Origin of the sequence: Burkholderia stagnalis (assembly GCF_039848545.1) — a bacterium.
Classification (GTDB): domain Bacteria; phylum Pseudomonadota; class Gammaproteobacteria; order Burkholderiales; family Burkholderiaceae; genus Burkholderia; species Burkholderia stagnalis.
Genome location: NZ_CP156686.1, coordinates 294,377 through 320,121 on the forward strand (window position 1 = coordinate 294,377; position 25,745 = coordinate 320,121).

The 25,745-nt window shown below is 67.1% G+C and carries 23 protein-coding genes and 1 pseudogene; 14 read left to right on the plus strand and 10 right to left on the minus strand.

Annotated features, from left to right (window positions below):
* Positions 1-49 precede the first annotated feature (49 nt).
* From ABFO07_RS18125 to ABFO07_RS18140, 4 genes are all read right to left on the minus strand, one after another.
* Positions 50-1,060, minus strand: coding sequence for a 3-hydroxyacyl-CoA dehydrogenase (locus tag ABFO07_RS18125; RefSeq protein ID WP_347469374.1), 1,011 nt, complete (start codon positions 1,058-1,060; stop codon positions 50-52).
* A gap of 2 nt (positions 1,061-1,062) precedes the next feature.
* Positions 1,063-1,764, minus strand: coding sequence for an SDR family oxidoreductase (locus ABFO07_RS18130; RefSeq protein ID WP_059801732.1), 702 nt, complete (start codon positions 1,762-1,764; stop codon positions 1,063-1,065).
* 47 nt (positions 1,765-1,811) lie between these two features.
* Complete coding sequence (locus ABFO07_RS18135) at positions 1,812-2,864, minus strand: cyclase family protein (RefSeq protein WP_059884638.1); 1,053 nt, start codon at positions 2,862-2,864, stop codon at positions 1,812-1,814.
* 192 nt (positions 2,865-3,056) lie between these two features.
* A complete protein-coding gene (locus ABFO07_RS18140; protein ID WP_059801728.1) occupies positions 3,057-3,800 on the minus strand; it encodes an IclR family transcriptional regulator in 744 nt (247 codons plus the stop codon).
* Positions 3,801-4,080: 280 nt separating this feature from the next.
* Between ABFO07_RS18140 and ABFO07_RS18145 the strand changes: the two genes are divergently transcribed.
* Positions 4,081-5,403, plus strand: a complete 1,323-nt coding sequence (locus ABFO07_RS18145) for an MFS transporter (protein WP_059921658.1) — start codon at positions 4,081-4,083, stop codon at positions 5,401-5,403.
* 375 nt (positions 5,404-5,778) lie between these two features.
* Here ABFO07_RS18145 and purU read toward each other — a convergent pair whose 3' ends face one another.
* The gene (purU, locus tag ABFO07_RS18150) at positions 5,779-6,648 is read right to left on the minus strand and encodes a formyltetrahydrofolate deformylase (RefSeq protein ID WP_059562288.1); all 870 of its coding nucleotides are present in this window, start codon (positions 6,646-6,648) and stop codon (positions 5,779-5,781) included.
* 135 nt (positions 6,649-6,783) lie between these two features.
* Positions 6,784-7,716, minus strand: a complete 933-nt coding sequence (locus tag ABFO07_RS18155) for a choline sulfate utilization transcriptional regulator (protein ID WP_175038319.1) — start codon at positions 7,714-7,716, stop codon at positions 6,784-6,786.
* Positions 7,717-7,921: 205 nt separating this feature from the next.
* Between ABFO07_RS18155 and betC the strand changes: the two genes are divergently transcribed.
* The 6 genes from betC (at position 7,922) to ABFO07_RS18185 (ending at position 14,513) form a co-directional block, all read left to right on the plus strand.
* Positions 7,922-9,463: a choline-sulfatase gene (betC, locus tag ABFO07_RS18160; RefSeq protein WP_059801723.1), complete on the plus strand. Its 1,542-nt coding sequence runs from the start codon at positions 7,922-7,924 to the stop codon at positions 9,461-9,463.
* 25 nt (positions 9,464-9,488) lie between these two features.
* Positions 9,489-10,445 (plus strand): choline ABC transporter substrate-binding protein, encoded by a 957-nt coding sequence (gene choX, locus ABFO07_RS18165; protein ID WP_347469375.1) that lies wholly within the window; start codon positions 9,489-9,491, stop codon positions 10,443-10,445.
* Positions 10,446-10,690: 245 nt separating this feature from the next.
* Positions 10,691-11,830, plus strand: coding sequence for a porin (locus ABFO07_RS18170; protein ID WP_059801721.1), 1,140 nt, complete (start codon positions 10,691-10,693; stop codon positions 11,828-11,830).
* 316 nt (positions 11,831-12,146) lie between these two features.
* Positions 12,147-12,893, plus strand: a complete 747-nt coding sequence (locus ABFO07_RS18175; protein WP_060148669.1) for an SDR family oxidoreductase — start codon at positions 12,147-12,149, stop codon at positions 12,891-12,893.
* Between the two features lie 156 nt (positions 12,894-13,049).
* Positions 13,050-13,904, plus strand: coding sequence for a DJ-1/PfpI family protein (locus ABFO07_RS18180; RefSeq protein ID WP_059986012.1), 855 nt, complete (start codon positions 13,050-13,052; stop codon positions 13,902-13,904).
* Positions 13,905-14,030: 126 nt separating this feature from the next.
* The gene (locus tag ABFO07_RS18185; protein WP_059907528.1) at positions 14,031-14,513 is read left to right on the plus strand and encodes a YybH family protein; all 483 of its coding nucleotides are present in this window, start codon (positions 14,031-14,033) and stop codon (positions 14,511-14,513) included.
* A gap of 88 nt (positions 14,514-14,601) precedes the next feature.
* Here ABFO07_RS18185 and ABFO07_RS18190 read toward each other — a convergent pair whose 3' ends face one another.
* A complete protein-coding gene (locus tag ABFO07_RS18190) occupies positions 14,602-15,549 on the minus strand; it encodes a GlxA family transcriptional regulator (RefSeq protein ID WP_059986015.1) in 948 nt (315 codons plus the stop codon).
* 115 nt (positions 15,550-15,664) lie between these two features.
* Here ABFO07_RS18190 and ABFO07_RS18195 point away from each other — a divergent pair.
* Positions 15,665-15,897: pseudogene (locus ABFO07_RS18195) on the plus strand (cytosine permease); the annotation flags it as partial.
* On the opposite strand, the gene ABFO07_RS18200 reads toward ABFO07_RS18195, so the two are convergent.
* A complete protein-coding gene (locus ABFO07_RS18200) occupies positions 15,882-16,871 on the minus strand; it encodes a helix-turn-helix transcriptional regulator (RefSeq protein ID WP_060148666.1) in 990 nt (329 codons plus the stop codon). The pseudogene ABFO07_RS18195 and the gene ABFO07_RS18200 sit on opposite strands and share 16 nt — an antisense overlap.
* A gap of 390 nt (positions 16,872-17,261) precedes the next feature.
* Between ABFO07_RS18200 and ABFO07_RS18205 the strand changes: the two genes are divergently transcribed.
* Entirely contained in the window at positions 17,262-18,089 is an 828-nt protein-coding gene (locus tag ABFO07_RS18205; protein WP_322234333.1) for an alpha/beta hydrolase, read from the plus strand.
* Positions 18,090-18,114: 25 nt separating this feature from the next.
* Here the strand turns inward: ABFO07_RS18205 and ABFO07_RS18210 are convergent, their stop codons facing one another.
* Positions 18,115-18,747 carry an FMN-dependent NADH-azoreductase gene (locus ABFO07_RS18210; protein WP_322234330.1) on the minus strand — a complete coding sequence of 211 codons (633 nt, stop codon included), beginning with the start codon at positions 18,745-18,747 and terminating at the stop codon, positions 18,115-18,117.
* Between the two features lie 134 nt (positions 18,748-18,881).
* Between ABFO07_RS18210 and ABFO07_RS18215 the strand changes: the two genes are divergently transcribed.
* The 5 genes from ABFO07_RS18215 to ABFO07_RS18235 all read left to right on the plus strand — a co-directional run bounded on the left by ABFO07_RS18215 (position 18,882) and on the right by ABFO07_RS18235 (position 25,204).
* Complete coding sequence (locus ABFO07_RS18215) at positions 18,882-19,748, plus strand: LysR substrate-binding domain-containing protein (protein WP_059986024.1); 867 nt, start codon at positions 18,882-18,884, stop codon at positions 19,746-19,748.
* Between the two features lie 149 nt (positions 19,749-19,897).
* Positions 19,898-21,148 (plus strand): MFS transporter, encoded by a 1,251-nt coding sequence (locus tag ABFO07_RS18220; RefSeq protein ID WP_059958876.1) that lies wholly within the window; start codon positions 19,898-19,900, stop codon positions 21,146-21,148.
* A 464-nt stretch (positions 21,149-21,612) separates the two neighbouring features.
* Positions 21,613-23,805: a TonB-dependent receptor gene (locus tag ABFO07_RS18225; RefSeq protein ID WP_322234325.1), complete on the plus strand. Its 2,193-nt coding sequence runs from the start codon at positions 21,613-21,615 to the stop codon at positions 23,803-23,805.
* 32 nt (positions 23,806-23,837) lie between these two features.
* Positions 23,838-24,521, plus strand: coding sequence for a Fe2+-dependent dioxygenase (locus ABFO07_RS18230; RefSeq protein ID WP_059907533.1), 684 nt, complete (start codon positions 23,838-23,840; stop codon positions 24,519-24,521).
* Positions 24,518-25,204 (plus strand): PepSY-associated TM helix domain-containing protein, encoded by a 687-nt coding sequence (locus ABFO07_RS18235; RefSeq protein ID WP_409071635.1) that lies wholly within the window; start codon positions 24,518-24,520, stop codon positions 25,202-25,204. Before ABFO07_RS18230 ends, ABFO07_RS18235 begins: the two co-directional genes overlap by 4 nt.
* A 21-nt stretch (positions 25,205-25,225) precedes the next feature.
* Here the strand turns inward: ABFO07_RS18235 and ABFO07_RS18240 are convergent, their stop codons facing one another.
* The gene (locus ABFO07_RS18240) at positions 25,226-25,588 is read right to left on the minus strand and encodes a YbjQ family protein (protein ID WP_059562319.1); all 363 of its coding nucleotides are present in this window, start codon (positions 25,586-25,588) and stop codon (positions 25,226-25,228) included.
* Positions 25,589-25,745 lie beyond the last annotated feature (157 nt).

Sequence of the window (25,745 nt, forward strand, 5' to 3'; positions counted from 1 at the left end):
TCGTTATGGGGCGGCACGTCGTGCAAGGAGCGGGCCGCGAATACGCGAGTCAGTCGTCGTCAGCGGGCGCGGCGAACTTGCGGTGCCGCGCGAGATGCATGAGCTGGCGGTCGCGCCACGTCACGCGCGCGTCCCATTGATCGAGCGGCAGCGCCGCACGGCGCGCGGCCGCCACCCGCGCGACGAGCTCGGGCGTCCACGGATCATGCTGGCCGCGCTCGGCGCCCATGCGTTCGTAGGACGGTCCCATCTTCTGCGCATGCGAGGCGATGCCGCCGCGCGTGTTCAGGTCGACGGTCTCGAACGGTCCGATCACCGACCAGCGCGGCGCGAGTCCTTCGCGCATCACCGTGTCGATATCGTCGACCGATGCCACGTTGTCGCGCACCAGGCAATACGCTTCGCGCAGCACCGCGCCTTGCAGGCGGTTGAAGATGAAGCCGGCCACTTCCTTGTTCACCTGTACGGGCATGAGGCCCGCTTCGCCGTAGAGCGCGACGGCGCGCGCGGTGGCGTCCGCGGAGGTGAAGGGGGCGGGCACGATCTCGATCACGGGCACCAGATAGGGCGGATTGCCCGGATGCGCGACGAGGCAGCGCGCGTGGCCCGGCAAGGCTGCATCGACGAACTCCGATGCCGACAGAAACGACGACGCGCTCGCGAGAATCGCGTGCGGGGGCGCGGCACGGTCGAGTTGCGCGAAGAGACCTCGCTTGAGCTCGGCGCGCTCGGGCGCGCATTCCTGTACCAGATCGGCATCGGCCGCGGCGGCTTCGAGCGTATCGACCACGTCGACGCGCTCGGCGATTTGCATCGCGCTTTCGTCGATCAGCGCGAAATGCGCGAGATCGGCCAGACGCAACGCGATCTCGGCGGGCGCCGCGGCGCGCCGCGCTTCGTCGGGATCGAACAGGCGCACGCGCCAGCCCGCGCGCGCGAACACGACGGCGAACGCCACGCCGATGCTGCCCGCGCCGACAATGCCCGCACGCCGGCTCGCGGGCTGCGGCCCGGCTTGCTTGCTGCGTGAGTCCGCTTCCAGGTGGTCGATGGCCTGCATCGTCAGACTCCCGCGACGCCGACCGTCATACCGCCGCATACGTACAGCACCTGACCCGTGACGAAGCCGCTGCGCGCGTCGAGCAGATACGAGGCCGCGTGCGCGACGTCATCGGGCGTGCCCACGCGCTTGACGGGCACCGCGTCGATGATGGCCCGGGTGCGCGCCGCGCCGGGCGGGTTGGCGCGGTCGAAGAGCTCGGTGCGGATGGGGCCCGGGCCGATGGCGTTCGCGGTCACGCCGAATCCGCCGAGCTCCAGTGCCCAGACGCGCGTCATGCCGATGAGCGCCGCCTTCGTGGCCGAGTACGCGGTGCGCAGCTCCTTGCCGAGCGCGGCGCGCGAAGACATGTTGACGATGCGCCCAAAACCGGCGGCCTTCATGCCGGGCAGAAGCGCTTGCATGCACTGCTGCGCGCAACGCACGTTGAGCGCCCACGCGCGCTCGAGCTCGTCGAGCGTCTGGTGCTCGGCGTCGGCAGGGAGCACGACGCCCACGTTGTTGACGAGGCGCGTGATCGGGCCGCCCGCGAGCGCACGCTCGAGCGCGGCCGCCGTTGCCTGCGTGTCGGACAGGTCGGCGACGATGCCGTCGCCCACGCGGTCGATCACCACCGCTTCGTATCCGTCCGCCTCGCAGCGCGCGGCACACGCGGCGCCAATGCCGGCGGCGCCGCCGGTGATCAAGACTCGTTCTTTAGCCATGTCGGGAACCCGATGTTGATTGCGCGGCGCAGGAATGCGGACTGAACTCAGACGGTGGCGACCGGCGTGACGGGCGAGCCCATCGCACCCGGCAGCCGCAGCGGCGGCGCGGTGAGCATGAAGCGCGAACGCTTGTGCTCGCGCAGCCATGCGGCGAGGTCACGCAGGTACCACAGCTCGCCAAGCGGCAGGCCCAGCTTGAAGAGGCAGTGATGATGCAGCGGCAGCAGCGGATGTTCGCCCGGCGTGGCGGGTTCGCGCGCCGGGTAGCGCTCGACCGCGTAGTTGTCCGCGGCGAGTGCGGCAATGCCCGTGTCGGTGATCCACTGCAGGAGGCGCTCATCGCGGCCGTCGAGCGCGCTGCAATGGCTCGCCAGCACGGCCTCGTCCGGCTGGCGATTCATTTCCAGCACCATTTCGGCGAAGCCGGTGCGCAGTACGAGCATGTCGCCGCGCTCGACCTCGACGTTGTCCGCCTGCATCACCGTCATGAGGTCGTCGTAGCCGACCGTGCGGCATTCGCGCCCGAAATGCGCGGCGAAATCGACCAGCACGCCGCGTCCCTGCATGCCTTTCACCGCCAGGTTCTCGATGCCGAGCACGTCCGCGCGGCTGTGCGCGCCGCCGCAGGCTTGCGGCGCGAAGCCGGTTTCCGCGCGGTATTCCATCGGACCGACAATGTCCTGGTTCGCGCGATAGCCGTTGTAATAGACGCTTTCGGCCACACCGTCGCCGTCGGCGTCGAAGCGCGCACCCACGTGCGCGAGCGCATCCCATTGCGTCGAATATTGCAGCGAGAGCAGCACCTGGTCGTCGCTGACCACATCGGTGGCGCTCGGCTCGCTGCGCGCGAACGGGAAGTTCACGTAGGGGAGGTCATCGCGGAACGTGGGGCGCAGCACGGGCGGATGGCGGCGCGCGTTGAGCGTGTTCCCGCCGGGAAAGTCGAGCGGCAGCGACAGCGTGAAGCTCAGGCCCGCACGAATTTCGCGCGCACCCTTGAGCACCTGCTCCGCGCCGATGAGGTTGGGGCGGCCCAACTGATCGTCGGGACCGAAGTCGCCCCAGTTCGAGCCTTTCGGCCGGTTCTTCCAACGCATGCTGTCTTCCTCCGCCTCCGCCTCCGCCTCCGCCTCCGCCTCCGCCTCCGCCTCCGCCTCCGCCTCCGCCTCCGCCTCCGCCTCCGGCCCGGCGATGCGTCACGCCGGCGATCCGTTCCGTGACCGTTCCGTTATGCCGCTGCCTGCCGGGCCGATTCGCTTCGTGCCCCGCCGGACGTTGCGCGCGAGCCGTCAGGCGGCCAGCAGCGAGGGCGGGATTTGCGCATACACCTCGAGCAGCGCCTTCACGGCATGCTGCTCGTGCTTCAGGAGACGCGCCTTGGGCGCGCCGATGACGAGCGCGAATGCCTCGCCATGAATCAGGAACCCGCGCGCGAGGCCGGCCACGTCTTCGACGCTTTCGCCCGTCGAGCGATGCCAGCCGTCGGCCACGCCCTGTTCGATGTCGCGCTCGAACGTTGCGCGGTCCACGAACGAGCCGCCCGGCGCGACCGCCAGCGGTTCGCAGCTGTCGAGCAGCTTGCGTCGCGCCGCGGGCGCCAGCGCGCCGAGCAGCGCCTTGCCGGCCGCGCTCGCGACGGACATGAAGCCGCCCGGCTCGTCGCTGTAGCGGATCTTCTGGCGCGACTCCACGACGTCGAGATAGACGACGCGGTTGCCTGCCAGCGTGGCGAGGGCCGTCGTCTCGCCGGTCGCATCGCGCAGCGCGGAAAGCAGCGGCTGGAACATCAGCGTCAGCGGGTCTTCGCTGCAGATGTCGCGCGCGACGTGCAGCAGGCGCTGCGTGGGGTAATAGCCCGCCTTCACGCCCGGCGCGTACAGGTAGCCCTTGGCCACCATCGTCTGCAACAGCGCGTGGCAGCTCGACAGCGGAATCTCGGTTCGACGCGCTATCTCGCTGTAGATCATCGGTTGCCGGACTTCGGCAAAGAGGTTGATCACGTCGAAGACGCGCACTGCAGTTTTCACATCCATGAGAACATTATCGCCATATCGATAGAAATTTGGCAATACGCTTACGGGTAAACACCGGCGTCGCACGCGCGGCCGCGTTGACCGGGTTCGACGCGACTTCGGGTTGTCCCTTGATTGACGCCGTAAAGCGAGCGCCGCATATTTCGCACGCTTCGGCGATTGTTCGATAAGAGAAATGATGTTCTAAGAATGAACAATTTGCGCGGCCGTCTGCATGTGCCGAAGGGGCCTGTTTCTCATGAGAAGCAAGGCGGTCGAAATCGATATCCGGAGACATACCTTGGAAGCTTCCACGCTCGACACCCAGCATCGCCAGGCCCGCAAGGCCGGCATCGCCTCGTTCGTTGGCACAACGATCGAGTGGTACGACTTTTACGCGTACAGCACGGCGGCGGCGCTCGTGCTCGGCAAGTTGTTTTTCCCCACGACCTCGCCTGCGGTCGGCGTGCTCGCGTCGTTCGCGTCGTTCTGGGTCGGCTTCCTCGCGCGCCCGATCGGCGGCATCGTGTTCGGCCACCTGGGAGACAAGGTGGGCCGCAAGAAAACGCTCATCATCACGCTGATGCTGATGGGCTTCTGCACCACGGCGATGGGCCTGTTGCCCACTTACGGCCAGGCGGGCGTGATCGCGCCGGTGCTGCTCGTTTTCCTGCGCCTGCTGCAGGGCATCGCGATGGGCGGGGAGTGGGGCGGCGCGGTGGTGCTCTCGTCGGAGCATGCGCCCAAGGGCAAGGAGATTTTCTATTCGGCGTTCGCGCAGCAAGGTTCGCCCGCCGGCAATCTGCTCGCGACCGTGGCGTTTCTCGCCGTCTCGACGCTGCCGGACCACCAGTTCATGACGTGGGGATGGCGTGTGCCGTTCCTGATGTCGGCGCTGCTGGTGGCAGTGGGCATGTTCATTCGCATGAGCGTGGACGAGTCGCCGGCCATGAAGGCGCTGCAGGCGGAGAACAAGGTCGTGAAGCTGCCGATCGGCGAAGTGCTGCGCCACCACAAGGCGCTGGTCGCAATTGGCGTGGGCGCCTGCGTGATCGCGCTCTCGGCGACCTACTTCAAGACGACGTTCGCGCTTTCGTGGGCGGTGACGTCGATCGGCTTCGACCGCACGCAATTCCTCGGCGTGATCACGTTCGCGATCGTGGTGCAGTTGATCGTGCAGCCGTTCGGCGCCGTGCTCGCCACGAAGCTCGATCTCAGGAAGGCGGTCGTCTACATGCTCGTGCCCGAGATCGTGGCCCTGCCGATCATGTTCACGCTGATCGCCACGGGCTCGACCAAATTGGCGATGTTCGGCATGGCGCTCGCGTCGATTCCGCACTCGCTGTATTACGCGGCAATGGCCGGCATGCTCGCGAAGGCCTTCCCGGCGCAGGTGCGCTACACGGGCATCTCGCTCGCGTACCAGATCTGCGGCATGGTGTTCGCGGGCACGACGCCGATTCTCGGCCAGTTCCTCCTGAGCGCCACCGGCAGCATTCTGTCGGTGGTCGCACTGGGCATCGTGCATGTGCTCATTACGCTGGCATGCGCGCTGATGCTGGTCTCGCGCATTCAGTGCGAAGGCGCGACGAGCGAGCCGCGCGCGGTGACGGCGCAGACCTGATCCCGAAGCGCGCTTGAAATTCGGGTGCGCTCTAGTGGCCTGTTCACGCTGATAACGGGCTTGCGAACGTGCCTTTCCGCCCGCAGGGCAAGGAGAGAGGAGGCGCAATAGCCGTTGCTATTGCAACGACGAACGACGCGGCAATGCGGGCGGAAAGGCACGTTCCGCTGATTTGAAAAAGTCATTCGTGGGGCTGGCCCCCAGAAGGGCCGATCGCTGCGTCATGCGCCTCGCGAATACGTCGAGTATTCGCTCCGTCGCATTCCTTGCGATCGGCCCTTCCGGGGGCCAGCGCAAGCCCGTTATCAGCGTGAACAGGCCCTGGTCGGCTGGAACGGCTTCGGGCGCACCGGGCCGCATGCTTGAACCGGCCGCTTACGGAAACACCACCGTCCGATCCCCGTTCAGGAACACGCGCCGCTCGATGAACGCCTTCACCGCGCGCGCGAGCGTGATGCACTCGACGTCACGCCCGGCCGCGAGCAGCTGTTCCGGGCGATGCGCGTGATCGACGCGCTCGACCACCTGCTCGATGATCGGGCCTTCGTCGAGATCGTCGGTGACGAAGTGCGCGGTTGCGCCGATCAGCTTCACGCCGCGCGCGTGCGCCTGGTGGTACGGCTTCGCGCCCTTGAAGCCGGGCAGGAACGAATGGTGGATGTTGATCGCGCGGTTCGCGAGCTTCGCGCTCGTTTCCTTCGACAACACCTGCATGTAGCGCGCGAGAATCACGAGCTCGGCGCCGCTCGTCTCGAACACGTCGAGCCACTGCGCTTCCTGCTGCGCCTTGGTTTCCGCGGTGATCGGGAAGTGACGGAACGGCAGCCCGTGCTGTGCGGCGAGCGGTTCGAAATCCGGATGGTTCGACACGATGCCGACGATGTCCATCTTCAGCTCGCCCATCCGCCAGCGGAACAGCAGGTCGGCAAGGCAGTGCTCGAGCTTCGACACCATGATCAGCACCTTCGGCCGCGCGTTGACGTCGTGGATCGCCCACTGCATGTCGAAGCCGGCGGCGATCGGCGCGAATTCGTGCCGCAGCGCATCGATGTGCAGCGTTTCGTCGGTCGGGTGGAACACGCAGCGCACGAAGAAGCGGTTGCTCAGGTCGTCGTCGAACACGTTCAGCGCGTCGACGTAGCAGCGATGCCGGTCGAGAAAGCCGACGACGGCGGCGACCTGGCCGGCCGCGCTCGGGCACGACAGCGTCAGGACGAATTGTTCGGGGCGTTGGGCGTCGCTCATGGGGCTCCTCTGGTCGATAAACGTCTTGCCGTGAGCGGCAAAGCACGATGCTGAAGTAAATCAGGCCAGATTCGGAGCGGATAGAACTTACCCGCCGTGTGGCTGGTATCGGCGCGTCAGTGCGCCCGGGGTGGTTTACCCGGAGCGGGCGGCGCACGCGTCCAGCAGCCAGCGCCGGAACACCGGCACCGCGTCCGGCTCGGGCCGCGCCGGCGGCCGTACGAGGAAATAGCCGCGCGACGTGACGACCGGCGCATCGACGAGCGTCACGAGCTGGCCGGACGCGAGCAGTTCGTCGACGAGCGGCGTCCAGCCGAGCGCGACGCCTTCGCCGAGCAGTGCCGCGTGGATCACCAGCGCATAGCTGTTGAAGGTCACGCCGTGCGCGGCGGCCGGCGCGGCGAGCCCGTGCGCGTCGAACCAGCCGCGCCACGAGAGCCAGCGCTCCGGACGCGTCGGCTGCACGTGCAGCAGCGGCAGCCCGGCGAGGTCGCGCGGCTGCGCGACCTGCGGATGCGCGGCCCGGAACGCCGGCGAGCAGACCGGCGCGACTGTCTCGGGAAACAGCCGCGCGGCCGTGCATGACGGCCAGTGGCCGTCGCCGAACAGGATCGCGATGTCCGCCTGGTCGCGCTGCACGTCGACATCCTGCGACGTGACGACCCGCACGTCGACGCCCGGCATCACGCGCTTCAGGCCCGCGAGGCGCGGCATCAGCCAGTAGGTCGCGAAGCCGACGTCGGTGACGAGCGTGAGCGTGCCGTGCTCGCGCCGCGCGCGCAGCGCGGCGGTGGCGGCGCGCAGCGTGTCGAGGCTCGCGCGCACCGCTTCGTACAGGCGCTTGCCGTCGTCGGTCAGCGTCACGCCGCGCGGGCTGCGCTCGAACAGCGGCACGCCGAGCTCCGCCTCGAGCTGGAACACCTGCTGGCTGACGGCCGGCTGCGTCGAGCCGAGCTCGCGCGCGGCGGCCGTGAAGCTCGCGAGCCGCGCGGCCGATTCGAACGCGCGCAGCGCCTGCATCGACGGGAGCGAATCGGGTTTCGACATAAGCCTCTCTAATGGGCCCATAAGGGCCGAACGCCTTCCCGGGCGGGATACGGCGGGCAATAGTGCAACCGTGCGCGCGACGCGGCACGCGGGGCGTCCGGCGATTCTAGCGAGGTTTCGCGGGCTTCCGCGCGATATCGGCCGAGCGTCGCCGTTTCAGCAGACAAGTGGCTGCCGAAGCGTCGCGCGCGATCCCGACGCGACCCGTTTTCTTTCCCGACCGCCGATGACGAACCCGACACCCCACATCCTGATCCTGATGGCCGACCAGCTCACGCCGTTCGCGCTGCCCGCCTACGGCAACCGCATCGCGCGCACGCCGACGCTCGACCGGCTCGCCGCGCAAGGCGTCGTGTTCGATGCCGCGTATTGCGCGAGCCCGCTGTGCGCGCCGTCGCGCTTCTCGCTGATGACGGGCAAGCTGCCGTCGGCGATCGGCGCCTACGATAACGCCGCCGAATTGCCGGCGCAAACGCTGACCTTCGCGCACTACCTGCGCGCGGCCGGCTACCGCACGGTGCTGTCCGGCAAGATGCATTTCTGCGGCCCCGACCAGCTGCACGGCTTCGAGGAGCGGCTGACGACCGACATCTATCCGGCCGATTTCGGCTGGGTGCCCGACTGGGCGCGCCCAGCGGAGCGGCCGAGCTGGTATCACAACATGAGTTCGGTGCTCGACGCCGGCCCGTGCGTGCGCACCAATCAGCTCGACTTCGACGACGAGGTCGCGTTCGCCGCGCGGCAGAAGCTGTTCGACCTCGCGCGCGCGCGGGCGGCGGGGCTGGATGCGCGGCCGTTCTGCATGGTCGTGTCGCTCACGCATCCGCACGATCCGTACGCGATCTCGCGCGAATACTGGGACTTGTACCGCCACGACGAAATCGACATGCCGGCCGTGCCCGCCGGGCTCGGCAGCAGCGATCCGCATTCGCGGCGGCTGCGCGCCGTCTGCGAAACCGACCGCACGCCGCCGACCGACGCGCAGGTTCGCAATGCGCGCCATGCGTACTACGGTGCGACCTCCTACGTCGACGCGCAGTTCGGCCGCGTGCTCGCGGCACTCGAGGAAAGCGGCTTCGCGGACGACACGATCGTGATCGTCACGTCGGACCACGGCGACATGCTCGGCGAACGCGGCCTCTGGTACAAGATGACGTTCTTCGAAGGCGGCTGCCGCGTGCCGCTGATCGTCCATGCGCCGGGCCGCTTCGACGCGGCGCGCGTGGCGGGGCCCGTGTCGCACGTCGACCTGCTGCCGACGCTCGTCGAGCTTGCCGGCGGCACGCCGGCCGGCGGCTGGCCCGATCCGGTCGACGGCGCGAGCCTCGTGCCGCACTTGCGCGGTGCGCCCGCGCACGACGTCGCGTTTGGCGAATACCTGGCCGAGGGCGCGATCGCGCCGATCGTGATGATCCGCCGCGGCGACTGGAAATACGTGCATTGCCCGGCCGACCCCGACCAGCTCTACAACCTGAGAGACGACCCGCGCGAGCTGGAGAACCTCGCCGATGCGCCGCACGCGGCCGGCGTGCTCGCCGCGTTCCGCGCGGAAGCAGCGCAGCGCTGGAACCTGCCCGCGCTGCATCAGGACGTGCTCGCGAGCCAGCGGCGGCGGCGCTTTCATTTCGCGGCGACCACGCGCGGGCGCATCCACGCGTGGGACTGGCAGCCGTTTGCCGACGCGAGCCAGCGCTACATGCGCAATCACCTCGAACTCGACGCGCTCGAGGCGATGGCGCGCTTTCCGCGCGTGCCGCGCCCGGCCTGAACCTACCCTGACGATGGAGCAAACGATGAAACGAGCGGGCAATGCAGCAGCAAGCCTCATCGGCGCCGCGTGCGCCGCCTTCTGCATCACGGCGGCGCACGCGGCGGAACCGCAGACGTGCCGCGACGTGCGGATGGCGGGGCCGGGCTGGACCGACATCGACGCGACCAACGCGATGGCAGGCGTCGTGCTGAAGGCGCTCGGCTACCGGCAGGACGTGTCGAACCTGTCGGTGCCGATCACCTACCAGGGGCTCAAGAAAGGGCAGGTCGACGTGTTCCTCGGCAACTGGATGCCCGCGCAGGGGCCGCTGATGAAGCCGTTCGTCGACGAGCGGTCGATCGACGTGCTGCACGCGAACCTGAGCGGCGCCAAGTTCACGCTCGCGGTGCCCGACTACGTCGCGGCCGCGGGCGTGCGGTCGTTCGCGGACCTCGAACGCTTTGCCGACCGCTTCGGCGGCAGGATCTACGGGATCGAGCCCGGCGCGCCGGCGAACCAGAACATCAAGCGGCTGCTGGCCGATCATGCGCTCGGCCCGGCGAACTGGTCGCTCGTCGAATCGAGCGAGACGGGGATGCTGACCCAGGTCGAGCGCGCGGTGCGCGACCGGCGCTGGGTGGTTTTTCTCGCGTGGGAGCCGCATCTGATGAACACGAAGTTCCGGCTGACCTACCTGTCCGGCGGCGACGCGTACTTCGGGCCCGACTACGGCGGCGCGACGGTCAACACGGTCGCCCGCGCGGGCTTCGCCGGCCAGTGCGCGAACCTTGTGCGGCTGTTCCGGCAGATGACGTTCACGGTCGGCATCGAGAACCGGATGATCGCCGACATGCTCGACCACAAGACCCCGCCCGCGCTGGCTGCGCAACGCGTGCTGAAGGCCGATCCGGCGCTCGTCGCCGGCTGGCTCGACGGCGTGACGACGGCCGACGGCGCGCCGGGGCTGCCGGCCGTGCGGGCCGCGCTCGACGGCCGCTGACGCGCAGGCCTCCGCCGTCGCCACCCATCCGTGTTTTCCCGACCCGTCGCATCGCGACCATTCGATGTCGCGTTCAGACGGGTGAGCCGAAATATGGGTTTGTATTTTTCGGCAATGGCTGCGCTATTGCGAAAAGTGAAATACCGAGGCCATCGGGTGTACTGAATACGAATCGGCCGGCGCGCGACGCTGCGCGTGCAGCCGGCGATTCTTTCCATCAAACGGGTCAGGGAGGGTGGTCGACGATGAAGCAATCGAAATTTGCCGTGGCAGCCGCGCTTGCATGCGCGGCGTGCGTTCCCGCCATCGGTCACGCGCAGAGCAGCGTGACGCTGTACGGGATTCTCGATGCGGGCGTGACATGGGTGAACAACACGGGCGGCGCGCACGTGTTCAAGTTCGACGACGGCGTCGCGTATGGCAACCGGTTCGGCCTGAAGGGCACCGAGGATCTGGGCGGCGGGCTGAAGGCGGTGTTCGTGCTCGAAAGCGGCTTCCGCCTCGGCACCGGCGCGCTGAACTTCGGCGGCGCCGAATTCGGCCGCCAGGCCTACGTCGGACTGCAGAACGACTGGGGCACGCTGTCGTTCGGTAACCAGCTCGACATCACGAACGAACTGGTGTCGATCTACAACATCTCGGCCTGGGGCAGCGGCTACGCGATCCACCAGGGCGACTTCGACCGCTTCAACGGCGACCGCCTGCCGAACTCGGTGAAGTTCCTGTCGAACGATCTGAACGGCTTCAAGTTCGGCGCGATGTACTCGTTCGGCAACGTCGCGGGCAACTTCCACCGCGACAGCGCATGGAGCGCGGGCGCGAGCTTCACGAAGGGCGACTTCTCGATCGGCGCCGCGTACACGCGCCTGAACAACCCGCACGGCATCTACGCGTTCGACCCGTACGCGATGATCGGCACGCACACGTTCCTCGGCCAGCAGACCGTCACTGTCGATCCGGCGACCGGCGCGCGCACCGACCTGTTCGCGAACACGCCGATGAACGTCGACAGCCAGGGCACGTTCGGCGTCGGCACGAGCTATACGATCGGCAAGCTGACGCTGGACGCGAACTACTCGTACACGACGATCAAGGGCTTCGGCAACTCGTCGCACATGCAGTCGTACGAAGGCGGCGGCCTGTACCAGTTCACGCCGGCGCTCAGCCTGATCGCGGGCTACCAGCACACGCGCTTCGAAGGCCACCACTGGAACATGGGCACCGCAGGCCTCCATTACCTGCTGTCGAAGCGCACCGACGTCTACATCTCCGGCGATTACCTGCGCGCGTCGAAGGGCGTCGATGCGGTGATCGGCTACAGCTTCACGCCGTCCACCACGCAGACCCAGGCCGACGTGCGGATCGGCATGCGGCACTCGTTCTGAGGGGGCGGGACGCGGCACTCCATCTTCAGCGAGGTCTCTCTTTGGCGCGAACCTAGGTTCGCGCTTTTTTTTTGCTTGTTCGAAGAACTCCGTGGATGTCGCTGTCCGCCCCGCTTGTGCGATGCGGCCACTCAAGGCCGAGGCGCGTTAGTCACTCGTTCGGGTTAGTTGGCGCTTTTCGAGGGATATACGACCTTTTAGCCATTCGCTTCGAGTTCCATACTTCGCGTGGAAGATCGGGCAGGGAGCAGTTCACGAACGCGATTGCGTTCCGAACGTTCGGCCTGATCAATCACGACCTGGAAAGGAATGGAAGATGAGGCTCAAGAACAAGTCAGTTTTGATCACGGGTGGCACCAGCGGCATCGGTCTCGCAACCGCCAGGCTGTTCATTGCAGAAGGCGCCCGAGTGATGGTCACCGGTCGCGATGACGCCGTGTTCGAGCGTGTGAAGGCCGAGCTTGGCGAGAATGCGCTCGTTCTCAAGGGCGACGTACGTTCGATCAAGGACATGCGAGCGATCGCCGCGCAGGTCAAGGAGAAGTTCGGCGGCCTGGATGTCTTATTCGCCAACGCCGGCTGGGCTTTCCCGTCCGCAGTCGACGACATCGACGACGAACTCTATAACGAGATCATGGACGTCAACGTCAAGGGCGTGGTGTTCACGCTTCAGGCGGTGCTGCCGGACTTGCGGGAGGGCGCCTCGGTCATTCTCAATACATCGTTCGTCGCGCAGACCGGCAAGCATGGCATCTCGTTGACTGCGGCCGCGAAGGCCGCCGTGCGTTCGCTGGCCCGTAGCTGGTCCTACGAGTTTCTCGGCCGGAAAATCCGCTTCAACGCGATCGCGCCCGGTGCGATGAACACGCCCCTGATCACCAAGTGGGGCATGCCCGACGAATGGGTTCGCGACCGTAAGGCCGAGTTCGCCGAAGCCATTCCGGTGGGCTACATGGGCAAGGCCGAGGACGTTGCCTACGCGGCACTCTATCTCGCCAGCGACGAATCCTCCTACGTCGTCGGCACCGAACTGATCGTCGATGGCGGCGCCTCGCAGCTTTAAGCCTGCGATTCCCGATTCCCGATTCCAGAGCCCTGCACGTCATCCCGGCTCATCCACATCTCGATCTCATGTCCGCCACGCTGTTCGGCGTGGTGTTTTCCATCTGGCCAATCTGGTTGCGCTTGCAGAGGGGCCCAAGTGCAAGGAGAGATTAACTTGACCGACCATAGCCAAAACAACGCCACTGGCGAGAAACTCACCAAAGCAGGCCGTTCCCGCCGCGATGTTCTCAAGTTTGGAAGCGTCGCCACGCTCGGCGCCGTCATGGGCGGCGGAGCCTTGCTTGGCCGCGCCGCACCCGTTTTTGCGCAGGCAGACGGCAAGGCGGAACTGGCTCCGAGCGATCCCCTCAATATCCTGATCGTGAATTACGATGGCGGCACGCTGCTCGATTTCGCTGGCCCCAGCGAGATTTTTCACCGGCTACCGAATACGAACGTTCGCTACGCGAGCCTCGACGGGGGCAACGTGACGCTCGAATTCGGGGTCGTCTATGGCAAGACCGAACGGTTGGCCGATATTGAGAAAACCGACCTGATCCTGGTTCCCGGCGGCTCCGATCTGTCGGTGCCGATGCGCCCGGCGTATCAGGCTCAAATCCGGCGTCTGGCTGAAAGCGCCAAACACATTACGTCGGTTTGCAACGGATCGCTCGTGCTCGCCGCAACGGGCGTTCTCAAAGGCAAGCGAAGCGCCTGTCATTGGGCGTTCGTCAACAAGCTGTCCGAATATGGCGCCATCGCCGTTCCGGATCGCTTCGTGGAAGACGACCACGGCCGGTTCATGAGCGGCGGTGGCGTGACGGCGGGCATCGACTTCGCACTTCGCGTCGCGGCGAAGCTGCGCGGCCAACAGGCCGCGGAATTCACACAACTCGCGATCGAATACGATCCCGCTCCGCCGTTCCATTCCGGGCATCCCAGAGATGCGCGTGCAGAGGTCATCGCGATGGTCGACAAAGAATTGCCCGGCGCATCCAGAGGTCTCGCACGAATCCCGGGCGTTCGCTGAAAAGCTTGCAGGCAATGTCGGCGAGGCCACGCGCAGGCCATGACCAGGGCCCCGCCTGACGTTGCATGTCCCACCTGCACAACCGTGCAGCCCTCTTCAATTCAAGTCACGATCGGAAGTCATACGATGCAACAGATCCGTTTTCGTACGGCTGCGCTTGCAGTCTGCGTTTCCCTTTTCGCCGTTGCGGCGCCGGCAACTGCCGGCGGTTTGGAGCACCAGTTCGGCGCGGCCATCAAAGCCGAGAACGCGCGATGGGCAGATGCCTTTGGGCGAGGGGACTACGAGGCGATAGGCCGCCTCTATACCAACGACGGCACACTCTTGCCGCCCGGCGGTGACAAAGTGACGGGGCGCGGCGCGATCGCCGCGTACTTCACCAACGGATATGCCGGAGCAGCGCCCAATACCGTGTCGTTCAGCAATTACGAGTTCTACGGTGATGATCACACCGTGACGGAGGTTTCGGATGCGGAAATCCGTGACCACGATGGAAAGCTCAAATACCGCGGCAAGCAGATCCTTGTCTTCCTGAAGCAGGGCGGTGCCTGGAAGCTGCATCGAGACATGTGGAATGATTACGCGTCACCAAAATCTGACGGCCGTTGAGGCCCGATCAGACGTCGATAATCACGTAACGAAAGCGCCGGTAAGCCGTTAGGCAGACGCGGACCAAGGGGGAGGGGGCGTCTGTCGATCAGCGCTTGCCGTTCAATCTGCTCTGGCGCCGGATCGATTGCGGCGGGTGTCCGTGCAATTTGACGAACGCCCGCCGCATCCGCTCCGGATCCGTGAATCCCACGGCCAGCGCAATCTGTTCGATGGGTTCGCTGCCGTCCTGCAGGCGCAGCCGCGCAGCTTCGACTCGCAAACGCTCAACCGCCTTCGCGGGCGTTTCACCGGTTTCTCGACGAAATGCTCGTCCAAATTGTCGCGGACTTAAACTCGCCGCATCGGCGAGCCGTTCGACCGGTAGCGCTTCGGCCAGATGTTCCCTCGCAAAATTCAGCGCGATGCGGATACGATCCGATTCCGGCTCCATTTGCGACATCGCAGAGAATTGCGATTGACCGCCTGGTCGACGATACGGAACGACCAGAAGCCTGGAGACAGCACGCGCAATTTCGGGGCCCATGTCTCTTTCAATCATGGCGAGCGCCAGGTCGATTCCGGAGGCGATGCCCGCCGACGTCCAAATGCGGCCGTCCGCTATGTAGATGCTATCGCCCTCGACCTTGGTGAGCGGGAAGCGCGACTGCAATTGAGCCGCGTATCGCCAGTGCGTCGTTGCCTTGCGGCCGTCCAGCAAGCCGGTTTCCGCAAGCAGGAATGCCCCGGTACACACGCTTGCCACCCGCAAGGCTTTGGCGCTCAGTTTCCTGGCAGCGGCAATGTTCTCCGATGCCTGCATCGGATCGATATCGCCGCCCACGAAAACAACGGTGTCGAACGTGCGCCTCCCGATCGGCTTCGTCTCGATCGGAAGGCCTGTATTGCCGAGAACCGGGCCTCCAGCATGCGAAATGACATGAAGCTCATAGGGGGTATGGCCAGCGGCTGTCGCCACTTGGTTGAAGGCCGAAAGTGGTCCACCGAGATCAAGAACATCGTGCCCATGGCAGACGAAGAGTCCAATTCGATGCATGACGAACGCGTTATCTGAAGCTCCGATAAAGGCGCATTTTACGGAAAAACCTCGAATTGAGCCGTTTGGCCACTGCGCTGAAATGTCGCGCTATGAGCGGTCGCCGACAGTCTGCCGTTTCGATCCTCAGGCGCTGATCGCCTGCGCGATCGGCATCGCGGTACAGCTCTCTTTCACGAACACGCCGATGTACGCGGGCCGGTGCCGAAGTATCTCGGCGGCGCCGATCTGCCGTGGATCATCGGGCTGCTGCCGACGTCACCGCTGTATTGCTGGCTGGCGTCGCGCAATGGCGCGTGCCGGCGCATGCACGCGAGCGCCGATATTGCACGTCACGCGGATGCATGACGCTTCGCGCGCGTGTCGGACGGCCGCTCGCCGAACGCCTTTCGATAGTCGGCCGCGAACTGGCCGAGATGGACGAAGCCCCAGCGCGTCGCGATCTCGGTGATCGATGCGCTGGCGTCCGCTTCCTGCAGTGCCGTTCTCACGCGCTGCAGACGCACGTCCTTCAGGTAGCGCATCGTGCCGATGTCGCGCCATTGATGGAACGCGCGCTGCAGCGTGCGCACGCTGCAGTGCGCGGCGGCCGCGATCTCGGAGAGCGTCAGCGGCTGCCCCGCGTGCGCGTCGATGAACGCGACGGCGCGCTTCACGCAGGCGGGGGCGACGGTGGCCGTGCCGGTGTCGTCGAGCCGTTCGCCGATCAGGTTCATGATCAGCAATTCTTCCGCGAGCGGCAGCTGCATCGCTCTCAGCGCGGGCGGCGTATCGGGATGCAGCAGCAGCCGCAGCGTCTGCACCGACGCGAGCCAGCGTTCGCGGCTGCGCGCGTCGAGCAGCGTGCACGACGGCAGCGCGTGCGGCGGCTCGCGCCCGGACAGGCGGCGCCACAGTTCGGCGATGCGGCGGGCGTCGATGCGCACGCCCATCTGCACGTTGTCCTCGCTGTAGCGGAATGTCGATTGCTCGTTCGATGCGACGAGCACCGTCGAGCCTTGGCCGCCTGCGTGCGCCACGTTGCCGCTGCGGATGTCCGAATGCCCGGCGAGCGTGGTGAGCACCAGCACGAAATGGCCGAGGACCTCGGGGCGGATGGCGATCTCCGTGCCGTACGCGAACCATGAGAGCGCGACGCCGTCGCCGCCGAGATTGAACATGGTGGCCGGCATCGCGCGGCGCGGTGCGGCCGTGAAACGATACGGGCGGTAGATCCGGCTGACTTCCTGGCGGGCATGCTCCAGGTCGTCGGTCTCGAACAGCATCGCGCTGCGGGGCAGGTCGCTTGCGGACAGCAGCGGCGGGAAGGGCAGCGATCGCATGCCGGATCGGGAAAGCAAGTCGTTCATGGTCGTCCCTCCTGGTGGAAGCGGGGGCGGATGCGCCGTCGAAAAATGGCGCGTTTTCGATGCGGATGGCGTCGCAACGATAGCCGCGCGCGCGCACTCCGGGAATCATGGACGCCTGTCGAACGCTGAACGGAGCGAGTCGGAGCCGTGAAACCCTCACTGGGCGGAAATTATACGGTGTGCATCGACGACGGGCGGTTCGTGAGGCCGAACGGCCCGGACGGCGACGTTCCACGCGTTCGGCGAGATCAACCGGGCGGCGGCCGACAGCGCGGCCGGCGCAGGCGAGACTGACACGAACCCGGTTCGCGGTGGCTCGCGTTCCGGCCGTTGGATATGAACACCTATCGACAGGACTTGAACATGACTACGCTCTATCGCGGCATGGACCGCACGACACTCGACGCCGCATACAACAACGTCGCGGCCGCTGCCGATTTTCCCGCGGTACTCGCGGATTTCCAGGCGCGCGGCGCCGCGCTTTACGCCAGCGCGTCGTGCCGGCGCGACCTGCGCTACGGCGAGCGTCCGCGCGAGCGCTACGACCACTTCTCATGCGGCAAGCAGGATGCGCCGACGTTCGTCTTCATCCACGGTGGCTACTGGCAGAACTGTGCGAAGGAAGACTTTGCGTTCATCGCGAGCGGGCCGCTCGCGCATGGGTTCGACGTCGTGCTGGCCGAGTACACGCTGGCGCCTGACGCGTCGATGACGCAGATCGTCGGCGAGATCGGCCGGCTGCTCGACCATCTGGCGGACGGCCCCGACGGCGTTCGCACCGCAGGCCGGCCGCTGGTGCTGAGCGGCCATTCGGCGGGCGGCCACCTGACGGCGCAGTACCGCGCCCATCGGGCCGTGACGGCCGCGCTGCCGATCAGCGCGCTCGTCGATCTGGAGCCGATCTCCCTGTCGTGGCTCGACGACAAGCTGAAGCTGTCGGCGGCGGAGATCGATGCGTTCAGCCCGCTGCGGCATGTCGGCAAGGGCGCGCCGACCGTCGTCGCGGTCGGCGGCGCGGAGCTGCCCGAGCTCGTGCGTCATTCCGACGACTATGCGGCCGCGTGCACCGCGGCGGGCGAGACGGTCGAACTGATCCATGTGGCGGATTGCACGCACTTCTCGGTGCTCGAGGATCTCGCGCGCGTCGACGGGCGCCTGTTGCAGGCGGTGTCCGCGATCATGGGCCGGTGATCGCGGGCGGGCCGTCGCGTGCGCGTCAGAACGCGCGCGCCAGCGCACGCGCGCGTTCCAGCGCATCGACGCGGCCCGCGTGCCCGTCGTCGCCGAACAGCGTCTTCTCGACCACGATGTCCTGCACATCGGTCACGCCGACGAATTTCAGCCACATCTCGACATACGGCCGCTGCAGGTCGTATTCGCGCGCCGGCGTGAACGATCCCGGCGACGCGTAGTCGAGCCCGCGCGCATAGACGACGGCCGCCTTCCTGCCGGCGAGCTTGCCCGCGAAACCCGTGCCGTCGAACGTGAACAGCACGTCCTTCTGCGAGATCACGTCGATCAGGTGCTTGAGCTTGTACGGCACGCCGAAATTCCACAGCGGGATGCCGAACAGCAGCTTGTCGGCCGCATGAAAGCGCGCCGCCAGCGCGTCGATGCGCGCCCACGCCGCCGCCTGGGCCGGCGTCAGCGCGGTGCCGGCGAGCCCGGCGTACTTGGCGGCCAGCACGTCGCCGTCGAATTCGGGCAGGTCGAGATTCCACACGTCGAGCGTGTCGACGGTATCGGCGGGATGGGCGTCGCGGTACGCATCGAGAAACGCGCGGCAGATGTCGATGGAAGCCGAATCGCGCTTGCGCGGCGAGCTTTCGATATAGAGCAGTCGGGCCATGTCGGCAATTCCTGTCACAAGAGGGAGAGGGTGCGGCGCGAGCGGGGGCGCGCGTCGACAGGCACAAGGGTAGTGGGTCGGCGTATTATCCGGAAATGATATTAATTCGTTTCACTTACCCGATTTGGTGATGAATGAGCGGACCCCTCGATACCGCATTGCTCCATACGTTCGTCGCGGTTGCGGACGCGCGCAGTTTCACCGGCGCGGGGCGCCGGCTGCACCTGAGCCAGTCGGCGGTCAGCGCGCAGGTCGCGCGGCTCGAGGAGCAGACCGGCTGCGCGCTGCTGATGCGCAATACGCGCACCGTGTCGCTGACCGAGCAGGGCACGCTGCTGCTCGGCTATGCGCGCGCGATGCTGAACCTCAGCGACGAGGCCCGCGCGTGCCTGGGCGGCCCGGGCGTCGACGCGGCGGGGCCGTTGCGCATCGGCGCGTCGGACGATTTCGCGTGCGGCTGGCTGCCGGACATCCTGCGGCGTTTCGGCGCGCGCCATCGCGGGCTGGCGCTCGAACTCGTCGTCGACGTGCCGGGGAACCTGGTCGACGCGTTCGACGCGGGCCGCTTCGATCTGGTGATCGGCAGCCGCTGCGAGCACGACGACCGCGGCCTGAGCCTCGGCGGCGAGCCGCTCGCGTGGGCGTTCGCGCGGCATGAGCCGGTGCCGGACGGTGCGCTGCCGCTCGCGTGCATTCCCGAGCCGTGCCCGTTCCGCGCGGCGGCGTTGACGGCGCTGGCCCGCGCCGAGGTCGCGTCGCGCATCGCGTGCGTGAGCCCGAGCGTCGCGGGCGTGAAGGCGGCGGCGCGCGCAGGCCTCGCGGTGACGCCGCTGCCGCGCAGCGCGATCGACGACGGCCTGCGGGAATTGACGCCGGCCGACGGCCTGCCGCCGCTGCCGCCCATCGAGTACGTGCTGATGCACGATGCCGGCGCGGCGGCGGTGCGTGAGCTCGCGCAGGCGATTCGCGACGCGTTCGACCAGCGGCCGCTCGGCGGCTGAACGCAGCCGGTCGGGGCGCGCGCGCTGCCGGCCGATATCCCGCATTTGTCCTATCATCGCCGCTTGACCGCGACCCGGCCGCGCGACGACGCTGCCGCGCGCCGGGCTCCTTCACCCCGCCCGATGTTCGCGCCGCCGCCCACACCCCGATGACCCGTCCGTTACCCGACGCCGGCAGCCCGGCCGAGCCCCCGCCGAATCTGTTTCGCCACGTTCCGTTCCAGCGCTTCTGGGGCACCCGCGTGATGTCGTCGCTCGGGTTCCAGATCCTGTCGGTCGCGATCGGCTGGCACGTGTATGCGCTCACGCACAGCGCGTTCGCGCTGGGGCTCGTCGGCCTCGCGCAGTTCGTGCCGATGTTCGCGCTGACGCTGGTGGTCGGCCAGGTGGCCGATCGCTACGACCGGCGGCGCATCGCGATGCTCTGCCAGACGGTCGAGGCCTGCGTGGCCGGCGCGTTCCTGCTCGGCAGCGCAAGCGGCTGGCTGACCGCGCCGGGCGTCTACGCGCTCGCGATGATCGTCGGCACCGCGCGTGCGTTCGAATCGCCATCGGTGTCGTCGCTGCTGCCGGCGGTCGTGCCGCGCGGCGACCTGCCGCGCGCGACCGCGCTGTCGACTTCCGCGAACCAGGCCGCGCAGATCCTCGGCCCCGCGTGCGGCGGCTTGCTGTACGGGCTCGGCGCGCCTGTCGCGTTTGGCGCCAGCGTCGCGGCGTTCGCGCTGGCCGCGCTGATGAGCGGCACGATCCCGCTGCGCAGCGCGCCGCCCGCGCGCGAACCGGTCACGCTGCGCTCGGTGTTCTCCGGCATCGCGTTCATCCGGCGCGAGCCCGCGATACTCGGCGCGCTGTCGCTCGACCTGTTCGCGGTGCTGTTCGGCGGCGCGACCGCGCTGCTGCCGATCTATGCACGCGACATCCTGCAGGTCGGGCCATGGGGGCTCGGCGCGCTGCGCGCGGCGCCGGCGTTCGGCGCGCTCGCGGGCACGCTGTGGCTCGCGCGCTTTCCGCTGCGCGGCCGTCCCGGGCGCGCGATGTTCGGCGGCGTGATCGCGTTCGGCATCGCGACGATCGTGTTCGGCCTGTCGCGGCACTTCATGCTGTCGCTCGTCGCGCTCGTGGTGCTCGGCGCGTCGGACGTGATCAGCGTCGTCGTGCGGCTGTCGCTCGTGCAACTGCGCACGCCGGGCGAGATGCTCGGGCGCGTGAGCGCGGTCAACGCGCTGTTCATCGGCACGTCGAACCAGCTCGGCGAATTCGAGTCGGGCGTAACGGCCGCGTGGTGGGGCGCGCCGGGGGCGATCGTCGTCGGCGGCGCGGCGACGATTCTCGTCGCGCTCGCGTGGATGCGGCTGTTTCCGCAGCTCACGAACATGACGTCGCTGGAGCGTGATCGATAATTTCAAATGCCTTTCGAGGCAATGCGATTTCTTTTCAATTCAATGCGGCCAATAATCGTCTGATTATTGGCCGCAGCTTTATTGTCTGATTAATTGCATCCGATGGATATTCATCGGATGTTTCCACAAAACCCTTGCCGGAAAAGGCTTTGACGAGTCATTGATCCGATGAATTCACATATGAAATTACAGAATCTATTCAAATAATTACATCGTGCTTTCTGTAATTTTCTGAAATGTCTTTCTAATGGCCGGCTGTGCTGTCACCAATTGAAACGTAAAGAAATACATGGAATGATAGCGATTCTCATTTCACGAATCGATGCGTCGATTCATCGTCAACCGTAGCCAGCTCGACGCCGCCAGCCGTGCCTGATCGCCGGCGGCCAGCCAGCCATCGGGCCCATGCCGGCAACCCGCCACAGCGCGCGCGTGCCCGGGCCGCTTTTCCGGATTGGAACCCCATGTTGAACAGGACTCCGCTCGCGAGTGCGCTCGCGCTGGCCTTTGTCGTGCCTTTTGCTTCGCCTGCGCTCGCGCAGGGCGTGCCCGCATCGTCGTCGTCAGCCGCGCGTGCCGATGCCGCCGCGGCCGCCGCCGCCGCGCCGGATACGCTGCCGACGATCGCGGTGTCGGGGCAGGCCGTGACGCAGGATTTCCAGGCCGATCGCGCGAGCGTCGGCGCGAAGACGCCCACCGCGCTGCGCGACATCCCGCAGTCGGTCACGGTGATCAACAAGTCGCTGATGGAGTCGCAGGGGCTCACGTCGTTCCAGGACGTGCTGCGCAACGCGCCGGGCATCACGATCGGCGGCGCGGAAGGCGGGCAGATCGGCAACAACATCAACCTGCGCGGCTTCACCGCGCAGAACGACATCTATCTCGACGGCTTCCGCGACCGCAACCAGTACTACCGCGACACGTTCGACCTCGATGCGGTCGAAGTGCTGTACGGCCCGTCGTCGATGCTGTTCGGGCGCGGCTCGACGGGCGGCGTGATCAACCAGGTGACGAAGAAGGCGAACCTGAAGCCGTCGGCCGAAGTGTCGACCACGCTCGGCACCGACGACCGCTATCGCACGAGCGTCGACCTGAACCGGCCGCTCGGCGCGACGTCCGCGTTCCGGATCAACGCGTTCGGCCAGTCGCTCGGCTCGACGCGCGACGTGATGAAGAACAAGGACTACGGCGTCGCGCCGGAGCTGCGCTTCGGCATCGGCACGCCGACCGAAGTGACGCTGTCCGCGCTGATCCAGCACAACTACGACATGCCCGACTATGGCGTGCTCGCGCTCAACGGGCATCCGGCGCCGGTGTCGAAGCACACGTTCTACGGGCTGACCGACGACCGCACGATCCAGGACCTGCAAACCGTCACCGCGCGCATCGACCACAAGATCAACGATTCGCTGAAGATCAGCAACCGCACGCAGTTCTCGCACTCGATGACGGACGCCCGCGAAACCGCGCCCGGCTCGGTATTGACCGGGCCGCTCGCGTCGAGCACGGCGCTCGCGAACGGCAACTACACGTCGCTGCCGCCGTCCGCGCTGTACGTGAAGCTCGTGAGCCACGACCGCGTGATCCAGAACCACGCGATCTACAACGACACGATGGTGCAGTACCACTTCGACGCGGGCAGCGTGAAGCACGACATCGTCGCGGGCGTCGAGTTCGGCCACGACAGCTACACGAACCAGGCATACACGCGCAGCAACCTGCCGATCGTGTCGCTGATCGATCCCGCGTACCTGTCGTCGACGTCGAACGCGAAGCAGACGGCCGGCAACCACGCCGAATCGGGCGCGACGACGCTGGCCGGCTACGTGAACGACACCGTGTCGATCGGCAAGGAATGGAAGGTCGTCGGCGGCCTGCGCTGGGATCGCTTCCAGGCGCACATCGGCAACACGGTCAGCGCGCCGGGCTACGCGGCGCAGACGAACTTCTTCACGAGCGTGCGTGCCGGCCTGATCTACCAGCCGGCGGACTGGCAGTCGTACTACTTCTCGTACGGCACGTCGTTCAACCCGTCGCTCGAATCGCTGACGGTGACGAACAACACGCAGAACCTCGCGCCCGAGCATTCGAAGTCGTTCGAAGTGGGCAGCAAGTGGGACCTGCTGAACGGCAACCTGTCGGTCACGTCGGCGCTGTTCCAGCAGGAGAAGAGCAACGCGCGCACGCAGACCTCGACGGGCGAATACCTGCTCGAGGGCGACATCCGCGTGCGCGGCTTCCAGGCCGGCGTGTCGGGCCGCATCACGGACAAGTGGCTCGTGTACGGCAGCTATACGTACATGGACGGCACGATCCTGCAGGCGCGCGACGGCACGCAGGGCAAGACGCCCGCGAACACGCCGCGCAACACGTTCACGCTGTGGACGACCTATGCGTTCACGCCGCACTGGGAGATCGGCGGCGGCCCGACCTACATGTCGGGGCGCTACGCGGCGAACACCAACTACGTGCAGGTGGGCGGCTACACGCGCTGGGACGCGACGGCCGCCTATCACGCGAAGCAGTGGGACGTGCGGCTGAACCTGCTGAACGCGACCAACAAGCACTACTATGACGCGCTGATCCAGTCGGACGGCGGCCGCGCGGTGCCGGGCATCGGCCGCACGTTCCTCGCCACCGCCGACTACCGGTTCTGAGCGGCGCGCGACATCACGAAAGGGCAGGCACGATGCTTGTACACATTCCGAACGTATTGACGCACGAGCAGGTGCGGACGCTACGTGCGCGGCTCGACGGCGCGGGCGACGCGTGGGTCGACGGCCGCGCGACGGCCGGCTATTCGGGCGCGCCGGTCAAGCGCAACCAGCAGATCGCCGAGCATTCGCCGCTCGCGCGCGAGCTCGGCGACGTGATCCTCGCGGCGCTCGAGCGCCATCCGCTGTTCATCAGCGCCGCGCTGCCGAACCAGGTCTACCCGCCGCTGTTCAACCGCTACGAAGGCGGGATGACGTTCGGCAGCCACGTGGACGGCGCGGTGCGGGTGCTGCCGAACGGCGTGAAGCTGCGCACCGACGTGTCCTGCACGCTGTTCCTGTCCGAGCCCGACGCGTACGACGGCGGCGAACTCGTGATCGAGGACGCATACGGCGTGCAGCAGGTGAAGCTGCCGGCGGGCGACATGGTCGTCTACCCGGCGACGAGCCTGCACCAGGTCACGCCGGTGACGCGCGGCGTGCGCGTCGCGAGCTTCTTCTGGGTGCAGAGCCTCGTGCGCAGCGACGCGCAGCGCGCGCTGCTGTTCGACATGGATACCGCGATCCAGCGGCTCAACGCGAGCGACGCCGATGCGCAGGCGCGCCGCAGCCTCGTCGGCTGCTACCACAATCTTTTGCGACTCTGGAGTGAAACGTGAGCGTGGCCGATCTGATCGAAACCGGCGCGGACGCATCGCGCGCGCAAGCCGGCTCGCGCGCGCGGCGCGGCACCTTCATCAAGTGGCTGCGCAAGGTGCACGGCTGGGTCGGCCTGTGGGGCGCCGCGCTCGGCTTGCTGTTCGGCGTCACGGGCTTCGTGCTGAATCATCGCGCGGAGCCGCTGCGCATCGCGACCGGCGCGCCGCGGGTGTCGACGCTCCGGCTGCGCGTGCCGCAGCCCGCGCCCGAGTCGCCGCGCGCGCTCGCCGAATGGTTGCGCGCACAGCCTGATCTCCGGCTGCCCGCCCGGATGGGCCGCGTGCAGAAGGAACCCGAGCATCCGGTCGCGTGGGGCGACCGCGAGACCGTGCAGCCCGAACACTGGCAGATGACGTTCGCGTCGCCGGCCGAAAGCGTGGCGGTCGACTACTGGGTCGGCGGCGACCATGTCGCGCTGAAGCGGACCGACAATTCCGCGCTCGCGTGGCTGACGAACCTGCACAAGGGCGTCGGCATGAGCATCGGCTGGGTGCTGCTGGTCGACACGCTCGCCGGCGCGCTGGTGCTGCTGTCGCTGACGGGCGTGCTGCTGTGGACCGGGCTCAACAAGCGCCGCACGATCGGCGCGGTGCTCGTGATCGGCTCGATCGCGGCGACGGTGTACACCGTGCTCGCGTCGTGACAGCGGCGGGCGCCTGCACGCTCAGCGATCGTGCCCGACCCGCACCGCGGTGCCGTAGCAGATGACTTCCGTCACCCCCGTGCCGATTTCCGTCGAGTCGTAGCGCATCGCGACGACCGCATTCGCGCCGAGCTTGCGCGCGTCCGCGAGCATCTTGTCGAACGCCTGCTGGCGGGCTTTTTCGCACAGCGACGTGTAGAGCGTGATGTTGCCGCCGAACAGCGTCTGCAGCGCCGCGCCGAACGAGCCGACGATCGAGCGCGAGCGCACGACGATGCCTTGCGCGACGCCGAGCGCGCGCACCGTCGTGTGGCCGGGCAGGTCGAATGCGGTCGTCACGCGGTCGGGCGTGAGGTCGTCGAGGGAGCGGGAAGTGTCTTGCATGTCGGATAGCGCCGCGTGGCGCGAAAGGATCGAGCGACGATTTTAGCCGCACCGATGCCGCCGTCGACATGCAAGTGAGCGCAAATGAGCGCACACGAGTACAAACGGGCGCAAACCTGGCTTCGCGCCCGTTGTATCGCATGCCGGCGGCAACCGG